Source organism: Arenibacter nanhaiticus, assembly GCF_900141935.1.
Classification (GTDB): domain Bacteria; phylum Bacteroidota; class Bacteroidia; order Flavobacteriales; family Flavobacteriaceae; genus Arenibacter; species Arenibacter nanhaiticus.
Genome location: NZ_FQYX01000012.1, coordinates 61,637 through 78,062 on the forward strand (window position 1 = coordinate 61,637; position 16,426 = coordinate 78,062).

The window sequence follows — 16,426 nt, forward strand, 5'->3', positions numbered from 1 at the left end:
GCATATGGGGAAGCAGGAAAAATTTCAATTTACATATTACAAGGAATTTGCCGAAAGCCGTGTGGCCAAATTTAGCACTAATGAGTATCACAGTTTAATGGAACTCCTTTTTGATAAATATTTAGAGGAGTGGGGCGAATGTAAAGGTAGGGCCTGGTGTGGTACATGCCATATTCAGGTTATTGAAGGATGTCTACCTCTAAAAATGGATGACCAGGAAAGCCACACGCTCTCCAATGTGGATGGTACCACTGAAACAAGTCGCTTAGCGTGCCAAATCCCCTTAAATATTGAATTAAACAATATTGTTTTTAAAATTATTTCAGACAATACGTACTGATTAATTTTGTAAGTTTAAAGGTTTAGATCTTTCTTTAAAAGGTCCTTTATTTTAATAATAGCAGTAACAGAGGTACCCCAAATGATTACAAAAACGGAAATAAAAAATAGAAAAGATGTCAACTTATTAGTCATTACTTTTTATGGCAAGATCAGACAACACCCTATTTTAGGACCAATATTTAACAGTATTATCCCGGATTGGGAATCGCACTTAGAATTATTGACCGATTTTTGGGAAAGTCAACTCCTACTACAACGAAAATATGTTGGGAACCCCATAGTCGCCCACCAAGAGGTTGATGCAAAAATGAACCAAAGCATTACACCTGAGCACTTTGGTCTTTGGCTCAACGAATGGTATGCCACCATTGATGAGCTTTTTGAAGGTGACATTGCCCATATTGCTAAAAACAGGGCTCAAAAAATGTCGACAATGTTATACATGCACATGTATCAGCACAGACATAAAGACTAGTCCTCCGATAGAACCTTTAGTTTTTAAAAAAATATTAAAAGGAAGCCTTTAACGCGCCCTTAATTATTTGGTTGTCATATATTTATGTTCCCTATCATTCTTGGCCATAAAAATTTAGCTTTAAACTTCACCTATTGTACTGTAGGCAACGATTAAAGTTATATTGTTCCTTCCAAAGTTTTATAAGGTTACAGCCTCTTATTTTTCCATAATATAAGGATCAAGCTTAAGGGTATTAAAAAGCTTAATAAAGCCAATATTTCCATATACCCATCAAAAAGCGACCACTTTTGCCATATTACGAGTCCCTTGTAAAAAATAAGGGACTCCGTAGCTATAAACCCTAAAAAATAAAGTAAATACGCCCTCTTCGTTATATCTATCAACCTAAAAAAATCTATAAAAAACAAAATACCTATGGTGATCACCCCTAAGAAAGTCCAGTGCAAATATCCTATGTTAAAATCGATAATGGATGCGGCCAAATTGGCGAAATAAGGTATCGCCGTAAGCCATTGTAAACTCAACTTTACACCTAAAAGTAAGGCAAGAACAACTATAATACCTCCTTGAAACTTAGATAGAACAGTATGTAGACGCGGTTTATTTTCATACCAAAGAGACAGCAATGTACCAAAACCAAATACCTGTAGGCTTGCCCCTATTCCCCCTAATACGTAAAAAGAAACAGTCGGTTTTGTCCATAAGGTGGATAAAAAAAAGCTCAAAATCGTTCCAATGGACATACTCCAAAAAAACAGCCTAAACCTTTTTTGTGGAATTGATATTTGTACTTGTTCCAACATATAGAACAACAGCCCTAGTAAGGCAAACAACATCCAACCGTTGTATTGAAAATGGAGGTAAAAATAAATAGCCAGCCGGTACCATATAGATTCTGGCCCCAACACGGTCATTATACCTCCTAAGGCCCATGGCCCTATACTAGATAAGACCAAGAACCATAAAGCTATACGAATACACCGATAAGAACAGGTGCTTTTAAAAGCCTCAGGAATGTTTCTTATAAAGAAATAAGTAAACCAGTAGGATGCAAAAAGGAACAGGGTAGAAAAAATAATAGAAAGGACGGCATACCCTTGCCAAGGGAAACTTGCCAGCATTCCAAGCAGGGTACATTGCGTAAACCAAAAAATAAATCGATACTGTTTATGTCGACCCTGTTCTTTTAAAAAGAAATGGTACAAAACGCTAGTAAGTGCTACATAAACCCATCCTAAAAGAGCTATATGGGAATGGGTATGTACAATAAATCGATAGTTCACAGACAACGGAACCACCACAAAACTTCGCAACAACACTCCTAATAAAGCTGCCAACAAAAAATATGTCAAGGCAATTTTGAGATGTAGTTTTGTATTGATAGCGGTGGAACTGCCCATGTAGAAAACCCTAAATTAAAAATCTTTCCTTTTTGCCTTAAAACTCAAACGCAATATTGGAATCAAAGTCCAAAATCCCAGCATAACAAAAGAGATGACAACCCCTATATAGGTTCCAAAGAACTGCTTAAAAACAGCACCTGTATATCCTAAAAGTGCAGAAATATCTAATTTTAATAATATTAGGGTTCTAGAAAGGTCTATAGGATTAAACATTGTTGCCGCCAAGGAAAAACTATCCAAGGGATATTGTTCAAAAACAATCAAGGACATCAAGAACAAGCCATCATAAATTACTGCTAAAAACAGCCACATTAAAACGGCATACCCAAACCCTTTTATCTTATTTTCGTTAGATAAGGCAATATTGAATGACAGGGCGGTAAATATCAATGTCAAAAAAGCTCCTGTAATCAATAGCAAAGAGAAATCCCAAATGGCGTTACTTTCAAAAAGCCCGTAAATAACAAAAGGTATTCCAAGTCCCAGAACTAAGCTCATGCTCAGAGAACCAGCCACCCCAAGGTATTGTCCGATAAAAATTGATGATCTCTTTATAGGTTGTGCCAATAAAAGCTCTGTAAATTCTTTGGAATTATAAAAATACATTACTCCAAATATAGTACCTATAAGGGGTACCAAAACTATGATTACATTCATCAAAGTTATGACCGCCTTGGACAGATCGTTATTTAAAAACAATAACACAAACCCCAGTAGGAGATAAAATAAAAAGTATACATAGCTCCAACGGCTACGCATTAAATCGTAAAAACTATATTTTAGTATTTTTATCATGGCTTTAATTGGATGATATTGCCGCGATGGCATGTTCAAAATTTGTTTGTTCGGTTTTAGTTTTCAAGGCTTCTATACTCCCCTTAAAATATATTTTACCCTCCAACAAAAACACAATTTCATCGGCTACATCTTCTACAAACTGCATTATATGGGAAGTAATCAAAAAAGTTTTACCGTTTGCCTTTTCTTCTTTTATCAGGTTTTTCAACTTGATATGGGTTGCCGGATCTAATCCGTTGGTAGGTTCGTCCAAAATAATCAAAGGACTATTGAACATAAAAGTAAGGACCAGGTTTACCTTTTGTTTGGTTCCTCCGGAGAGAGTACTTAACTTTTTGTCCATAAAAGGCTCTAGACCAAATAAGGCAATCAGTTTGTCTTCCTCGGAAGGCTTTTGCCTTAGGTCCTTGATCATGGCTATAAGTTCCTTGACCTTTAAGTTTCCAGGGAAATTGGCAATTTGCGGCAAATAGTTAATCTTTTGTCGATACTTCCATCCGCTTTTAATAGGTTTATTTAAAACGGAAATACTCCCTTTGTTGGGCACTACCATTCCTAGAATACTCTTGATGAGGGTAGTCTTTCCTGAACCGTTAGGTCCTAGGACAGCAAATATACCCCCACCTTCAATTTTTAGGTCTAAGGCAGAAAGCACTTGGTTTTTGCCAAATTTCTTATGTAAGTTGTATACTTGTATCATCACTTTTTTACTATTTTAGTTTCTCTTACTACGGGTCTCATTAAGGGGTGTGAATCTACCAAATCGTCCGGAGTAAAAACAGGGGATACTTTTTCAGAAAAATCAATAATATCCATAAACAGGCTTCGCAATAGAATAATAGTTTCTGGCGTTCTATTGACGATATAGGAAAATAATTTCACAGGCCTATAGGGAATATCCCCAAATCCGTTTTTATCTAAATCGTAGCCTGTATAATTGCTCCAGTAATTCTCCTTAAATATATTATCGTTTAAATTACTATTATAGGCAATATCAAAGGAGTTGTACATAAAATTATTATGTATAAACGCATTGGTATAACATGCTCCACGAACTTTAATGGCCCATCCGTTTTTAATGAAATTATTGTCATTATAGTTAATACGGTTAGATCCTTCTATATTAATTCCAATAGTGTTTTCCTCAAAGGTATTCCCAGAAATATCGGCATCGTTTATCTCCTTTAACAATAACCCAAAAGAGGCGGTACCCCAATTTCTCTTAAAGGTATTGTTTCGCATTATTATTTTTTTTGAAAACATCACTGCTACACCAGCACCATTATTTTCAAAGGTATTGCCTTCATACAGATCATCATTAGAGAACATAAAATGAAGGCCATACCTAAGGTTATTGGAGCTTATGTTATTTATGATGCCAATGTTGTCCGAGAATTCTAGATAAATACCATCCCTTACTTGTTGTACGGTATTTTCTTCAACCACTATATTTTTAGAGTACCATAGTTGGATACCGTTTCCAGAATTGTATTCATCTACGGCATCGCCTACAATTTTATTGGCATATATTTTTCCGTTATTGGACTTTTCCAAGTAGATACCAAAAAAGAGCTTCTCCAACACCAAGTTCTGAATTAGGAAATCGGCACTTTTAACTACTCTTACCGCCGCATAATCTGCGGTATAGCTTGTCCCTACATTGACTATAACTAATCCGTCTAGGGTAACGTTATCTGAAACTATGGTTATAATTTCGCCTTTTTCCTGGCCATCTATTACCGGATTATTTTCTCCTAAAAGGGTTAGCGGCTTATCTATTCTGATATTATATTCCTTATAAGTACCTTTTTTGATCAGTAAGGTATCAAAATCTGAGGCAATTCTAACCCCCTCTTTTATGGAGGTGACCTCACAAGAAGCACATACTATAATAGTATTGGCTTTTAGGGAGTTTCCTAAAAAAGGTAGGGCACAAAAAAGTAACAATAGAGTTCGCATACTTACAGACTATCTTATGATCAAAAATTTAGAGTTTTCCTTGGCTTTTACCCAATGGGTGATTTCTTTTTGAAAATTGAAATGTTGGTGTTTTTTTAATTGATATGATTCTCCATTAATATGAAAAATAATATTGCCTTCCAGCATTATTAATTCTGAATTTTTAGGGGAAGTATGTTCGGGAAACGTGGCCCCTTTTTCTAAAGAAACGGACAAAATTTCCAATTGTTCTGTTTCACATATCTTTTTGATCTGCAATCCCTTATATTCCTGCACAAGGATACTATCGTCTATTTCGTACATATTTACATTGATTTAAAATACTGAAGTAATTCTTTCCAGCTGTACCATACCCCATCGTATGCTTTGATGTGATCTTTGGATTCTCCAGCTCGGCTAAAGGCCGATAAATTAGCGCCCATAGGACTAGATATTTCCTTACTGATTAAAAAATGCCCTATTCTGGCATCGATCAATTCTCCTGGCTTTCCATAATCATTCACCAAAAAAAGAGCCACTTCCTTTTGATCTATTTCTTTTAAATGATTGAGCATGCATTCTATGGCATCAAACTTAAAAGCTTTCCCTTTTTTCGTTACAATTTGGGCCGCATGTTGTCTGTCCACAATGGTCATACTACAAAAATAGCACCCGTCACTGCCGTAATCTATGGGTTGAGGAGCTATTTTACACGACGTAAGCATTAGTAAAACAGCACTTAAGATAAAATAACACGGTTTCATAGCCTGGGGTATTATTTATTATTTCCTTTATTCTTACTCACAACGCTTTCTTTTTTCCCTAAAAAAAAGGCTATCACTGTAAGAAGCATCCCAAAAAACATCATATATGCCCCAGTACTAGGCAGGGATGTCACATCAAAATTCAGCATTTTTTGAAATCCTAAAAGTGGTGGCTTATAGGTCATAGGCGTCCCATCGGGTAAAGTAATTTTCATGATCGCATGGGGGTCTAGATCATTTCCATAGGAAGTGAGCCATGCATTAAAATCGTACATCCCCATAATTCCTAAAACTGCCATTACGATAAACCAGCCCAAAAACCATTTGTAACTAATTTTACCCATAAATCTCAAAACTCCTAGAAGCAATCCGATAGCCGCCATTGCGCCTATAACCAAAGGGAACACTCGAAATTCCCACATTTCTTCGGGTTTTGGAATCGTTTTCATTCCTATATAGTGATTTAATCCATCTATATTCTGTATATCAAATTCTTCTACGCCCTGGATACCATCGATATAAATATTCATGCCCAACGGAATAGGATATTGCGGTGCACCCAACATGATATTCCAAAGCGGAAAAGCAAACAAGCCCAATAAAAGCAAAGAGCCGATACACATTATTATTCCTGACTTTTTCATCCCTATGATTTTATGTTAACACAACTACATGGTTGTTGTTTTGCTATTTGGTTTAGTAGTTATAAAAAAAGCGGGAAACCTTTTTGGTTTTACGTCCCGCCTTTTTTTATTTTAATGATCAATACACTATTCTCCCAAGGTTCCAGATAGTTCTATATCAGAATCTGCTGGGGACACCCTAACATAACCTTGCATTTCTTGGTGAAGGGCAGAGCAGAAATCTGGACAATAAAATGGCCATACACCCACTTGTTTTGGTTCCCATACAAAGGTTTCTGTTTGTCCAGGCATAATTAACAGCTCGGAGGTTTGGGCTCCAATCATACTAATACCATGGGGTACATCATAATCTTGCTCTAGATTGGTGACATGGAAGTACACCTTGTCTCCTACCTTAACCCCTTCAATATTATCGGGGTTAAAATGGCTTCGGATCATGGTCATATAAATATGGACTTCTTTTCCATTGCGTTCTATTCTAACCTCGCTATCGTTTAAGGTAGCGTGTGGATGTTTGTTTTCGCTTAGTTTAAAAATTTTCTTCGAATTCTTTTTAACGATATCTGCAGGGATTCCAGCTGCATAATGCGGTTCACCAATGGTTGGAAAATCTAACAGCAACTCCATTTTTTCACCAGATATATCGTATAACTGGGCAGATTGAGTTACCTCTGGTCCTGTTGGCAAATAACGGTCTTTGGTAATCTTATTCATGGCCATTACATATTTTCCGAATGGTTTTCTTGAGTTTCCTCCAGGGATCATCAAATGTCCAACTGAATAGTAACAAGGTTGTCTGTCTACCACTTCCCAAGTTTCCAATTTCCATTTTACAACTTCAGAAGATATAAAGAAAGTCGTATAGGCATTTCCCTTTCCATCAAACTCGGTATGCAAGGGTCCAAGACCACCACTATTTACGGTTCCTGCCAATACATCTTCGAATTTAAGAATAGGAATTCCATAGGCCTCCCCGTCAAATTTTTTCTTCTCGATAGCGTCTAACATTTTGGTAAAGGAATGCACCGTTAAATCGGCAGATAGTTTTCCATTTCCAATAATATACTCTCCCGAAGGATCGACATCACAACCATGAGGAGATTTTGGGGTTGGCAAGAAGTATACGGCTCCTGGGACTTTTAATGGATCTACGACCAAAACTTCTTTTTTCATAGTAGAAGTCGCACTATGAGTATGCTCATCATAAACATTGTGCGCATAATTGGCCGGCATTTTTGTTCCACCCCCATTATTCACATATTCTTCGATTACCTTCCAGTTAACGGCAGCAATAAAATCTTTGTCGTTTTGTGAGGCATTTACCTCTAACAGGGAATTTGCCTCCTCGGTATTATAGGTGGTAAAGAAAAACCAACCATGAGACTTCCCTCTTCCGGGGTGTGATAGGTCATAATCGAATCCGGGCATCATCAACTGGAATTTAATATCCATTCGTCCGTCTTCGGGGTCTACACTAAGAAAGGATAATGCCCCTTTAAAATTACCTTTATATTCATTGATCGGCATATCGCGTTGTGGTACAGGTACGGAAAAACGGGTTCCTGCCACCACATACTCGGTATTTTCCGTTACAAAGGAAGAACTGTGGTTCCCCGCACTATTGGGAATTTCAATAATTTCGGTTGTTTCAAAGGTAGTCAAATCTATTTTTGCTATTCTGGGGGTATTGTTCCCATTGATAAAAACAAATCGTCCGTCTAATTCTCCATTGGTCTGAGAAATGTCCGGATGGTGAGCATCATCCCAAGGAATAAAACCATGGGAAGTATTCAGCATCGGTTTTGTTTCCTCATTATACCCATACGCTTTTTCAGGGTCTTGGGAAAAAACAGGTATCACTTTAAAAAGTCTACCGGAAGGCAAGCCATATACCGACAACTGTCCACTAAAACCACCAGAAACAAAGGCATAAAAATCATCATGTGTCCCTGGTTTCACATACACCTTCTCGGCTGCGTTCGATGCCAGAGCACCGCTTGACGCGGATTTTTCTCCCTTTGCGCAACTGTTTAACAATGCGGCAAAGCCTAGGGCTGCGAGTGCTATAAAACTATATTTTCTCATGTATTTTAATTTATTATTTGGTTTACAATTATTCGTTTGGCGGTAATATTACTTTGTCTACCACATGTACAATTCCGTTTCCTCCTGGAATGCTGGCGATAATTTTTGCGCCACCTACATATACATTTTCACCCTTCACCTCTACCGATGTATTTTGGTTATTGGCCTGTCCCAGTTTTTTGAATTTCTTTAAAAATTCTTTGCTATAGTTCCCAGGCGTTACATGGTGTTTTAAGATATTGGCCAAGGTTTCTTTATTTTCTGGCTTGAGCAAATCTTCCACGGTACCTGAAGGTAATGCCGCAAAGGCTTCATTGGTCGGAGCAAACACCATTAAGGGTCCGGCATTAACAAGCACGTTTTCCAATTCAGCTGCTTGTACAGCCGCCACTAGAGTGGTATGGTCAGGAGAGCCAATGGCTATTTGCAAAACATTGGGCGTAGACCCATCGTCTTTAATAAAGGCCTGACCTTTTTGTGGGGACGGCGCTGTTTTGGTCGTTTCCGGAACAGCTGCCTTGGCTCCCGATCTGGCATCGGATTTACAACTTAGGACAAGTCCTAAGATGCAAAGCGAGCCAATTAATAATTTAAATTTGGAGGTTATTTTCATGATAGATTTTTAAAGGGTTCTAAAATATTCTACTACGGCCCTGGCCTGATCTTCTGTAAGCCCTTGATTAGCCATTGGCGAACCGTTAAACTCTTGTAACAATTCTTTGGCCAACGGATCTTCCTTAACCATACCATCAGGATTCAAGATCATGTTCATTACCCATTCTGGGGTACGACGCTCTAAAATTCCGTTCGGTGCAGGTCCGATGAATTTTTTACCAACTCTATGACAAGCCATACACATTTGTTTATAAACCTCTTCTCCTTGCTTGGCCAAATCAGTATCTATTTCTGCCCCAAGGGTTACCGATTTAATAGGACCAACACCTTTATTGGTTAGATCGATCGTTTCAGATGCCTTTACGGTACTCTTATTTTCCGTTTTTGCAACAGGTTGCTCGGTCTTGGATTTTGCCCTATCTAGGCTAAACCCATCCTTTTTCTTTTCTTCTTTGCCACCGCAACTCATTAATAAAACGGAGAAAAGAACTGCGCTACTTCTTAAAATTATTTTCATAGTATTGATTGTTTGTTGAATTATGGTCAAAATTATGGCCGCATTCGTAGAAAAAATATGACAAAAGTCATATTCAGGATAAATATGTCTTTTTTTTAACCAGTCTCTGATCCCCTATATAAAGGCGATGGAAAAAAACAGCAACGCGCTTTTTAAGAACATCTATGAGTCTTTTGGAAGTAACATTAGAATTAAACAAACTCCCTGAAATCGCTGTCATATCCCTAAGGACAGTACCCAATAACTTTCATTGAACCAATTAATGACTGCGGAAATAAATCCATAAGCGCAGGTATATTACCTTAGGCTTATTTTAGATTGTTAAGGATTCTGCATTATATAAGTTATTGGCCTTTTCTTTCGTAGAATTTAATTAACAACCAAAACCTCTCTACTTCCTTCATAAGCTTCCATCCAGTAATATTGATTTATGATAGCCTTTCCCTATTTCCAATACATGGAAAATACAATCTTCTCCAAGTTCTTGTTAAATCTTTTCTATATCTTAGAGGGTAAGGTTTCCTTTGATCAAAACACTTGTTTTAATCGATTAAAAAAAGCAGTATAACATGACCAACTATACCATTACTATTGACAACCAACAATTTTGCCTTTCCAAAAAAGATATTTCGGCATTAGATGTTATTCCAACCAAAACTTCGAAATACCATGTATTGCAGGAAGAGAGATCTTATGCAATCCAGGTTAAAGCGTTCGATTTTATGAATAGAACAATGTCTATTGAAGTTAATGGCAATACCTATGAATTGGTAGTAGAGGATGAATACGATTTAAAGGTGAAGCAAATGGGATTATTAACCCAAAAAGCTCATAAAATGGATAATATACAAGCTCCTATGCCCGGCTTAATTATAGATATCATGGTCAATGAAGGACAAGAAATAAGTAAAGGAACTCCACTCCTGGTTTTATCGGCCATGAAAATGGAAAACATCATCACTTCTACCGGGGAAGGTATCGTTAAAACCATATCGGTCCATAAAAATGAAACGGTAGAAAAGGGTCAGATTATTATTGAAATCGATTAGGGAAACGTTTGAAATCAAAACCATGAAAAAAATCTTAATTGCCAACCGAGGAGAAATAGCGTTACGCATTATGAAGACCGCCAAAAAAATGGGTGTTGGCACAGTAGCGGTTTATTCTGAAGCCGACAGAAACGCACCTCATGTTCGCTATGCCGATGAAGCGGTATTTTTAGGAAATTCAGTTTCTTCCGAATCGTACTTGGCCATGGATAAAATAATCAATGCGGCTTTAAAAACCAGTGCCGATGCCATACACCCTGGGTATGGATTTTTAAGTGAAAATGCCATTTTTGCTCAAATGGTATCCGATAACGGCATTACTTTTATAGGTCCACCTCCCCAAGCCATAAAGATTATGGGCGATAAATTGGCCGCAAAAGAAGCTGTAAAAAAGTATGATATCCCCATGGTTCCGGGTATAGAAACCGCGATTACCGATATTTCACTCGCTCAAGAAATATCCAAAGAAATTGGGTACCCTATTTTGATAAAGGCTTCTGCCGGAGGAGGAGGAAAGGGAATGCGGGTAGTACATGAATCAGAGGAACTGCCCAGTCAAATGAAACGTGCCATTAGCGAAGCCACGGCAGCTTTTGGAAACGGTGCGGTTTTTATTGAAAAATATATCGAAGCTCCACGGCATATCGAAATTCAAATTTTAGCCGATACCAAGGGAAATATAATACATCTATTTGAACGGGAATGCAGTATTCAACGTAGACATCAGAAGGTTATTGAAGAAGCTCCTTCTGTATTTATTACTCCAGAAATTAGAACAGCCATGGGCGCAGCGGCTGTAAAAGTTGCCAAGGCCTGTAACTACGTAGGTGCCGGAACGGTAGAGTTTTTAATGGATAAGGATAAGAATTTTTATTTCTTAGAAATGAACACCCGCTTACAAGTAGAGCACCCGGTTACAGAACTGATTACCCAAGTAGATCTTGTAGAACAACAGCTAAAAATAGCAAATAACGAAGGACTACAGCTGGCACAAGACGATTTAAGCATAAAAGGGCATGCCTTAGAACTCCGCGTATATGCCGAAGACCCTGTCAATAATTTTTCCCCTAGCATAGGCACCCTTGACACCTACGTTTGCCCCGTAGGGCCAGGCATCCGGGTTGATGATGGGTTTGAAGAAGGCATGACCATCCCTATTTATTACGATCCTATGTTGGCCAAACTGATCACTTATGGCAACACCCGGTCCGAAGCCATACAACTGATGTTGGAAGCCATAGAAGCCTATAAAATTAAGGGGGTTGCTACCACCCTTCCCTTCGGTAAATTTGTCTTCCTCCACCAAGCCTTTACATCGGGAAACTTCAACACTCATTTTGTAGCGAATCACTACACCCCTGAACTTTTGTTGGCCCAATACGACAAGGAACGCCACATAGCGGCGGCAATGGGATTAAAGTTATTCCTTGAATTTAAGGACAAATTAAAAGTCCCTGCCAACGAGCAATCTAACTGGCTGTTAAAAAGAACCATAAAGTAGGATTTAATGAAGGACAAAATAAAAATACTAGAAGACAAAATAGCCAAAGCCCATCTAGGAGGTGGTCTAAAACGTATAGATACTCAACATGGAAAAGGCAAACTAACGGCCCGTGAACGTCTCCATTTTTTATTAGATGATGGTTCTTTTGAAGAAATGGGAACCTTGATTACGCATAGGACGACCGATTTTGATATGGAGAAGCATGTTATTTATGGCGATGGGGTTGTTACTGGCTATGGCACCATTGCTGGGCGACAGGTATGTGTGTTTGCCCAAGATTTCACTGTTTTTGGGGGGTCACTATCCGAGACCCATGCCGAAAAGATCTGTAAAATAATGGATATGGCCATGAAAATCGGTGTTCCGATTATTGGCTTAAACGATAGTGGCGGCGCCAGAATACAAGAAGGAGTACGTTCCTTGGGGGGCTATGCCGATATCTTCCATAGGAATGTAGGGGCCTCTGGAGTTATTCCACAAATATCGGCAATTATGGGCCCCTGTGCCGGGGGGGCTGTTTATTCCCCTGCCATGACAGACTTTACCCTTATGGTAGAAAACTCTAGCTATATGTTCGTTACCGGCCCTAATGTCGTAAAAACCGTCACTAATGAAACCGTTACTTCCGAAGAACTAGGCGGAGCCCAAACCCATGCTACTAAATCTGGGGTTACCCATTTAACGGCAGAGAACGATATCGAATGTATACAGCAGCTCCGACAACTTATTAGCTATTTCCCCCAAAATTGTGAGGAAACTCCAAAACCATTAGACTATTCCCTAGAGGACGAAACTAGGGAGGCCTTGGAAAACATCATCCCTGAAAATGCCAATCAGCCCTATAATATGAGGCATGTAATCCATGAAATTATAGATAAGGAATCTTTTTTTGAAATCCATAAAGACTATGCAGAAAATATCGTCGTCGGTTTTGGCAGGTTAGCAGGTAGGAGTGTCGGTATTGTTGCTAATCAACCAATGCACTTAGCGGGAGTTTTGGATGTAAACAGCTCTAAAAAAGCGGCGCGTTTTACTCGTTTTTGCGATTGTTTCAATATTCCTTTGTTGGTATTGGTCGATGTCCCGGGTTTCCTTCCAGGTACCGATCAGGAATGGAACGGTATTATTACCAATGGAGCCAAGCTATTGTACGCCCTTAGCGAAGCCACGGTACCAAAGGTCACAGTAATTACCAGAAAGGCATATGGCGGAGCCTATGATGTCATGAATTCTAAGCATATAGGAGCCGATTTAAATTATGCTTGGCCAGGGGCCGAAATCGCGGTCATGGGTGCCAAGGGGGCCAGTGAGATTATCTTTAAAAAAGAAATTAATACGGCACAGGACCCCGAAGAAAAATTACGTGAAAAAGAACAAGAATACGCCGATAAATTTGCCAACCCCTATAGTGCTGCCGAAAGAGGGTTTATTGATGAAGTTATCTACCCAAAGGATACAAGGCGAAAACTTATAAAAGCCTATGCCTTGTTAACCAATAAAGTGGTAAACCTTCCTAAGAAAAAACATGGAAATATTCCCTTGTAATCCTAAAAATATAATCCTATAACCACCCTATGAATCAACTAGAAGACCTTATAGACTTACTTAGTTTAGAACGTATTAATGACCAAACCTTTATAGGACAAAACTACCAGGCTCCATGGGGACGCGTATTTGGAGGTCAGGTTTTAGGACAATCCTTGCATGCTGCATACCAAACCGTAGCCAAAGATAGAATCGCCCATTCCATGCACGGCTATTTTATTTTAGGTGGAGATTTGGATGTCCCTATCACTTATGAGGTCGATAACATTAGAGATGGAAATAGTTTTACCACTAGACGAGTGGTGGCCAAGCAAAATGGAAAGGCCATTTTTAATATGTCGGCTTCATTTCAAGTGGCTGAAGAAGGCCCCGATCATCAAATTAACATGCCGAATGTCATCAACCCTGAGCTATTAATGACAAGCATGGAGCAAATATTGGAAATGAAAAATACAGATCCGGAGACTTATGAGATTATTAAAAGTACCCATCCCAAGATATTTGAATTTAGGCCTACGGATCGTTTAACCTATAAACTCGCTAAAAACGGACCGCCTAGAAACCATATGTGGATGCGTACCACCCAGTCCATACAAGCTAGTTTACCGCTACAGCAACAAATATTGGCCTACGCCTCTGACTATAATATTTTGATGACCGCTTCCCTACCCCATCGCGAACAGCTAAGTCCGAAAAAGACCTTTTATGCCAGTTTGGACCACGCCATATGGTTTCATCGCGATTTTAACATTGACCATTGGCTATTGTACGCCATGGATAGTCCCAGTGCCTCCAACGCAAGAGGCTTTTCTAGGGGAAGTATCTTTGACAAAAACGGGGTTTTGGTTGCTTCCGTTGCCCAAGAAGGGTTGATGCGACAAATAAAAGGATAAAAATAATTCATACGAGTCCTCCTTACATTTATCGCTTACAGCCTATTTGTTGTAAGCAAACATTTTTGGTCCTAACCTTATAAAATGCAAATCTATCCGGAAAAGGGTAGATTTGCACAAGATCAATTTACAGGGTTTCAAATAAAAAATAGTGGTGAGCTGTCATTAATATTCATTTTCCTTAGCATTATTTTTCCCATTGCATTTATCACAAATTCCTTTGACCAATAAATTCATATCTTCTGCCAAATAACCTTTTGGCAAACTTACATTAGGAATTTTATAGTCGGTCAAACAAACGGTTTCATCACAATTGGTACAATGAAAATGTAGGTGAAGATCATTGTCTATCTCGCAATTACAACCTTGTTGGCACAGGGCATACTTAGGGGTTCCAGACCCATCATTGATCTGATGAACGATACCTTTTTTTTCAAAGGTCTTCATGGTCCTGTACAAGGTTGTCCTATCGGCTTTATCGAAAGCATTTTCTATATCCACTAGGGCACTGGCTATGTTTTGAGCAGCGAGATACTTATAAATAAGCATTCTCATAGCTGTGGGTCGTATTTCTTTTTGTTGTAAAAGTTCTTCTATTTCAGCCATGGTCTTAGTGGGTATGTTCTGCTTCTCCTTTTTTCATTTCAGCCATTAAATAGTAGGCATTGTTTTGGACAAATAACGTACTTGGTTGTACTGGTTGCATAAATTTTATGGCAATCCATTCCCCGTCATTTTCCCCTAAAGCTACTTCTATTGGCACAAAACTCCAATCCTCTCCTTCTTTTTCCGCGGAAAAAACAAAAAATTTACTTCCTTCCCTACTAATGGCCTTTTCTGGAAATGCGAGGGTTTTCACATTTCCGGTTTCAATACGACCTTTAATATACATTCCTGGAATTAAGAGCGTTTCTTTATTTTCAATATCGGCATGTACATGCAAGGCCTTTGGTTCTTTTTCGAATGTTTTGCTAATAGAAAATATGGTAGCGGTTAGTTCTTCTCTATCTGGTGATTGCACTTTAAATCGCACCCTTTGGCCTTCCATAACTTTATGTACATCCTTTTCAAAAACCATCAAATCGGCATGGACATGGTCGGTATTGACGACTTGAAACAAGGCCGTCTGTGGATCTACATACTGGCCTGTTTTCACGGCTACCTCCTGCACATATCCTTCAATAGGACTTCGTAGGCTAATGCGCTGATAAATCTTGCCTTTTTGAAGTCCGCCGACACTTATATTTAATTGAAACAATTGGGCTTCCAATCCATTAACCATAGCCTCGGCGACCTTGTATTCGGCCTCTGCTCTTTGAAAGTTCATTCCGGAAGCAACCCCACCATCGAACAGTTTTTTTTGTCTTTCAAACTCCGTTTTAAGAAATTTATGATTGTTATAAGCATTTAAGTAGTCGGTTTGTTTTTGGATTATTCCGGGGTGTGACAAATAGGCTACCACTTGTCCCTTTTTAACCTTATCCCCTTCTATCACTTCTATCGCAACCACATTGGCCCCCACCACAGAAGTTATTATGGCCTCGTTTTGTGGAGGCACTTCTAACTGACCATTGGCCGCTACAAAAGCGGACATATTTCGGCTATTTACAGTATCAATTTTTAATTGCAAAGCTTCAACCTGCGGATTGGTCAACACGACCTCCTCTTTTCCTTCCATATGGAGGTCATTTTTCGCTATTGGAGTCTCGCTCTTATCTCCCTCGTGTTTTATATCGGTTGCCCTACTATTTCCACAAGCGGTAAACGCCAAGGCCAGTACCGCTAGGATGACCATTTTATAGATAGTAATATTCTTTTTTTGCATCTCTGTATTTTTAATTTTTTTGTATT

At 38.7% G+C, this 16,426-nt stretch carries 18 protein-coding genes; 6 read left to right on the top strand and 12 right to left on the bottom strand.

The features are described 5' to 3' along the window. The first annotated feature begins 4 nt into the window (after nucleotides 1–4). Both BUA16_RS09175 and BUA16_RS09180 read left to right on the top strand, forming a co-directional pair. Entirely contained in the window at nucleotides 5–340 is a 336-nt protein-coding gene (locus tag BUA16_RS09175; RefSeq protein WP_072764450.1) for a 2Fe-2S iron-sulfur cluster-binding protein, read from the top strand. 81 nt (nucleotides 341–421) lie between these two features. Further along, entirely contained in the window at nucleotides 422–817 is a 396-nt protein-coding gene (locus tag BUA16_RS09180; protein ID WP_072764451.1) for a group III truncated hemoglobin, read from the top strand. 188 nt (nucleotides 818–1,005) lie between these two features. Here the strand turns inward: BUA16_RS09180 and BUA16_RS09185 are convergent, their stop codons facing one another. From BUA16_RS09185 to BUA16_RS09230, 10 genes are all read right to left on the bottom strand, one after another. After that, nucleotides 1,006–2,220, bottom strand: coding sequence for a hypothetical protein (locus tag BUA16_RS09185; protein WP_072764452.1), 1,215 nt, complete (start codon nucleotides 2,218–2,220; stop codon nucleotides 1,006–1,008). A gap of 15 nt (nucleotides 2,221–2,235) precedes the next feature. Beyond that, nucleotides 2,236–3,018 (bottom strand): ABC transporter permease, encoded by a 783-nt coding sequence (locus BUA16_RS09190; RefSeq protein WP_072764491.1) that lies wholly within the window; start codon nucleotides 3,016–3,018, stop codon nucleotides 2,236–2,238. 4 nt (nucleotides 3,019–3,022) lie between these two features. Next, nucleotides 3,023–3,721: an ABC transporter ATP-binding protein gene (locus BUA16_RS09195; protein WP_072764453.1), complete on the bottom strand. Its 699-nt coding sequence runs from the start codon at nucleotides 3,719–3,721 to the stop codon at nucleotides 3,023–3,025. Further along, nucleotides 3,721–4,980 carry a nitrous oxide reductase family maturation protein NosD gene (locus BUA16_RS09200; protein ID WP_072764454.1) on the bottom strand — a complete coding sequence of 420 codons (1,260 nt, stop codon included), beginning with the start codon at nucleotides 4,978–4,980 and terminating at the stop codon, nucleotides 3,721–3,723. Before BUA16_RS09200 ends, BUA16_RS09195 begins: the two co-directional genes overlap by 1 nt. Before the next feature lie 9 nt (nucleotides 4,981–4,989). Beyond that, the gene (locus BUA16_RS09205) at nucleotides 4,990–5,283 is read right to left on the bottom strand and encodes a cupin domain-containing protein (protein ID WP_072764455.1); all 294 of its coding nucleotides are present in this window, start codon (nucleotides 5,281–5,283) and stop codon (nucleotides 4,990–4,992) included. Nucleotides 5,284–5,285: 2 nt separating this feature from the next. After that, a complete protein-coding gene (locus tag BUA16_RS09210; RefSeq protein WP_072764456.1) occupies nucleotides 5,286–5,723 on the bottom strand; it encodes a nitrous oxide reductase accessory protein NosL in 438 nt (145 codons plus the stop codon). A gap of 11 nt (nucleotides 5,724–5,734) precedes the next feature. After that, nucleotides 5,735–6,367, bottom strand: coding sequence for a hypothetical protein (locus tag BUA16_RS09215; protein WP_072764457.1), 633 nt, complete (start codon nucleotides 6,365–6,367; stop codon nucleotides 5,735–5,737). Between the two features lie 126 nt (nucleotides 6,368–6,493). Further along, nucleotides 6,494–8,452: a Sec-dependent nitrous-oxide reductase gene (nosZ, locus tag BUA16_RS09220; protein ID WP_072764458.1), complete on the bottom strand. Its 1,959-nt coding sequence runs from the start codon at nucleotides 8,450–8,452 to the stop codon at nucleotides 6,494–6,496. Between the two features lie 28 nt (nucleotides 8,453–8,480). Then, complete coding sequence (locus tag BUA16_RS09225) at nucleotides 8,481–9,065, bottom strand: fasciclin domain-containing protein (RefSeq protein ID WP_072764459.1); 585 nt, start codon at nucleotides 9,063–9,065, stop codon at nucleotides 8,481–8,483. A 9-nt stretch (nucleotides 9,066–9,074) separates the two neighbouring features. Beyond that, nucleotides 9,075–9,584, bottom strand: coding sequence for a c-type cytochrome (locus BUA16_RS09230; RefSeq protein WP_072764460.1), 510 nt, complete (start codon nucleotides 9,582–9,584; stop codon nucleotides 9,075–9,077). 569 nt (nucleotides 9,585–10,153) lie between these two features. On the opposite strand from BUA16_RS09230, the gene BUA16_RS09235 reads away from it, so the two are divergent. Genes BUA16_RS09235 through BUA16_RS09250 form a run of 4 tightly spaced genes read left to right on the top strand, consistent with a single transcriptional unit; the run spans nucleotide 10,154 to nucleotide 14,575 of the window. After that, entirely contained in the window at nucleotides 10,154–10,633 is a 480-nt protein-coding gene (locus BUA16_RS09235; protein WP_072764461.1) for a biotin/lipoyl-containing protein, read from the top strand. 22 nt (nucleotides 10,634–10,655) lie between these two features. After that, nucleotides 10,656–12,134, top strand: coding sequence for an acetyl-CoA carboxylase biotin carboxylase subunit (locus BUA16_RS09240; RefSeq protein ID WP_072764462.1), 1,479 nt, complete (start codon nucleotides 10,656–10,658; stop codon nucleotides 12,132–12,134). Between the two features lie 6 nt (nucleotides 12,135–12,140). Continuing rightward, on the top strand, nucleotides 12,141–13,682 hold the full coding sequence (locus tag BUA16_RS09245; protein WP_072764463.1) for an acyl-CoA carboxylase subunit beta: 1,542 nt from the start codon (nucleotides 12,141–12,143) through the stop codon (nucleotides 13,680–13,682). A 29-nt stretch (nucleotides 13,683–13,711) separates the two neighbouring features. Continuing rightward, a complete protein-coding gene (locus BUA16_RS09250) occupies nucleotides 13,712–14,575 on the top strand; it encodes an acyl-CoA thioesterase (protein WP_072764464.1) in 864 nt (287 codons plus the stop codon). Nucleotides 14,576–14,740: 165 nt separating this feature from the next. Here the strand turns inward: BUA16_RS09250 and BUA16_RS09255 are convergent, their stop codons facing one another. After that, a complete protein-coding gene (locus BUA16_RS09255) occupies nucleotides 14,741–15,181 on the bottom strand; it encodes a Fur family transcriptional regulator (RefSeq protein WP_072764465.1) in 441 nt (146 codons plus the stop codon). A gap of 4 nt (nucleotides 15,182–15,185) precedes the next feature. Continuing rightward, entirely contained in the window at nucleotides 15,186–16,400 is a 1,215-nt protein-coding gene (locus BUA16_RS09260) for an efflux RND transporter periplasmic adaptor subunit (RefSeq protein WP_072764466.1), read from the bottom strand. Between the last annotated feature and the right edge of the window lie 26 nt (nucleotides 16,401–16,426).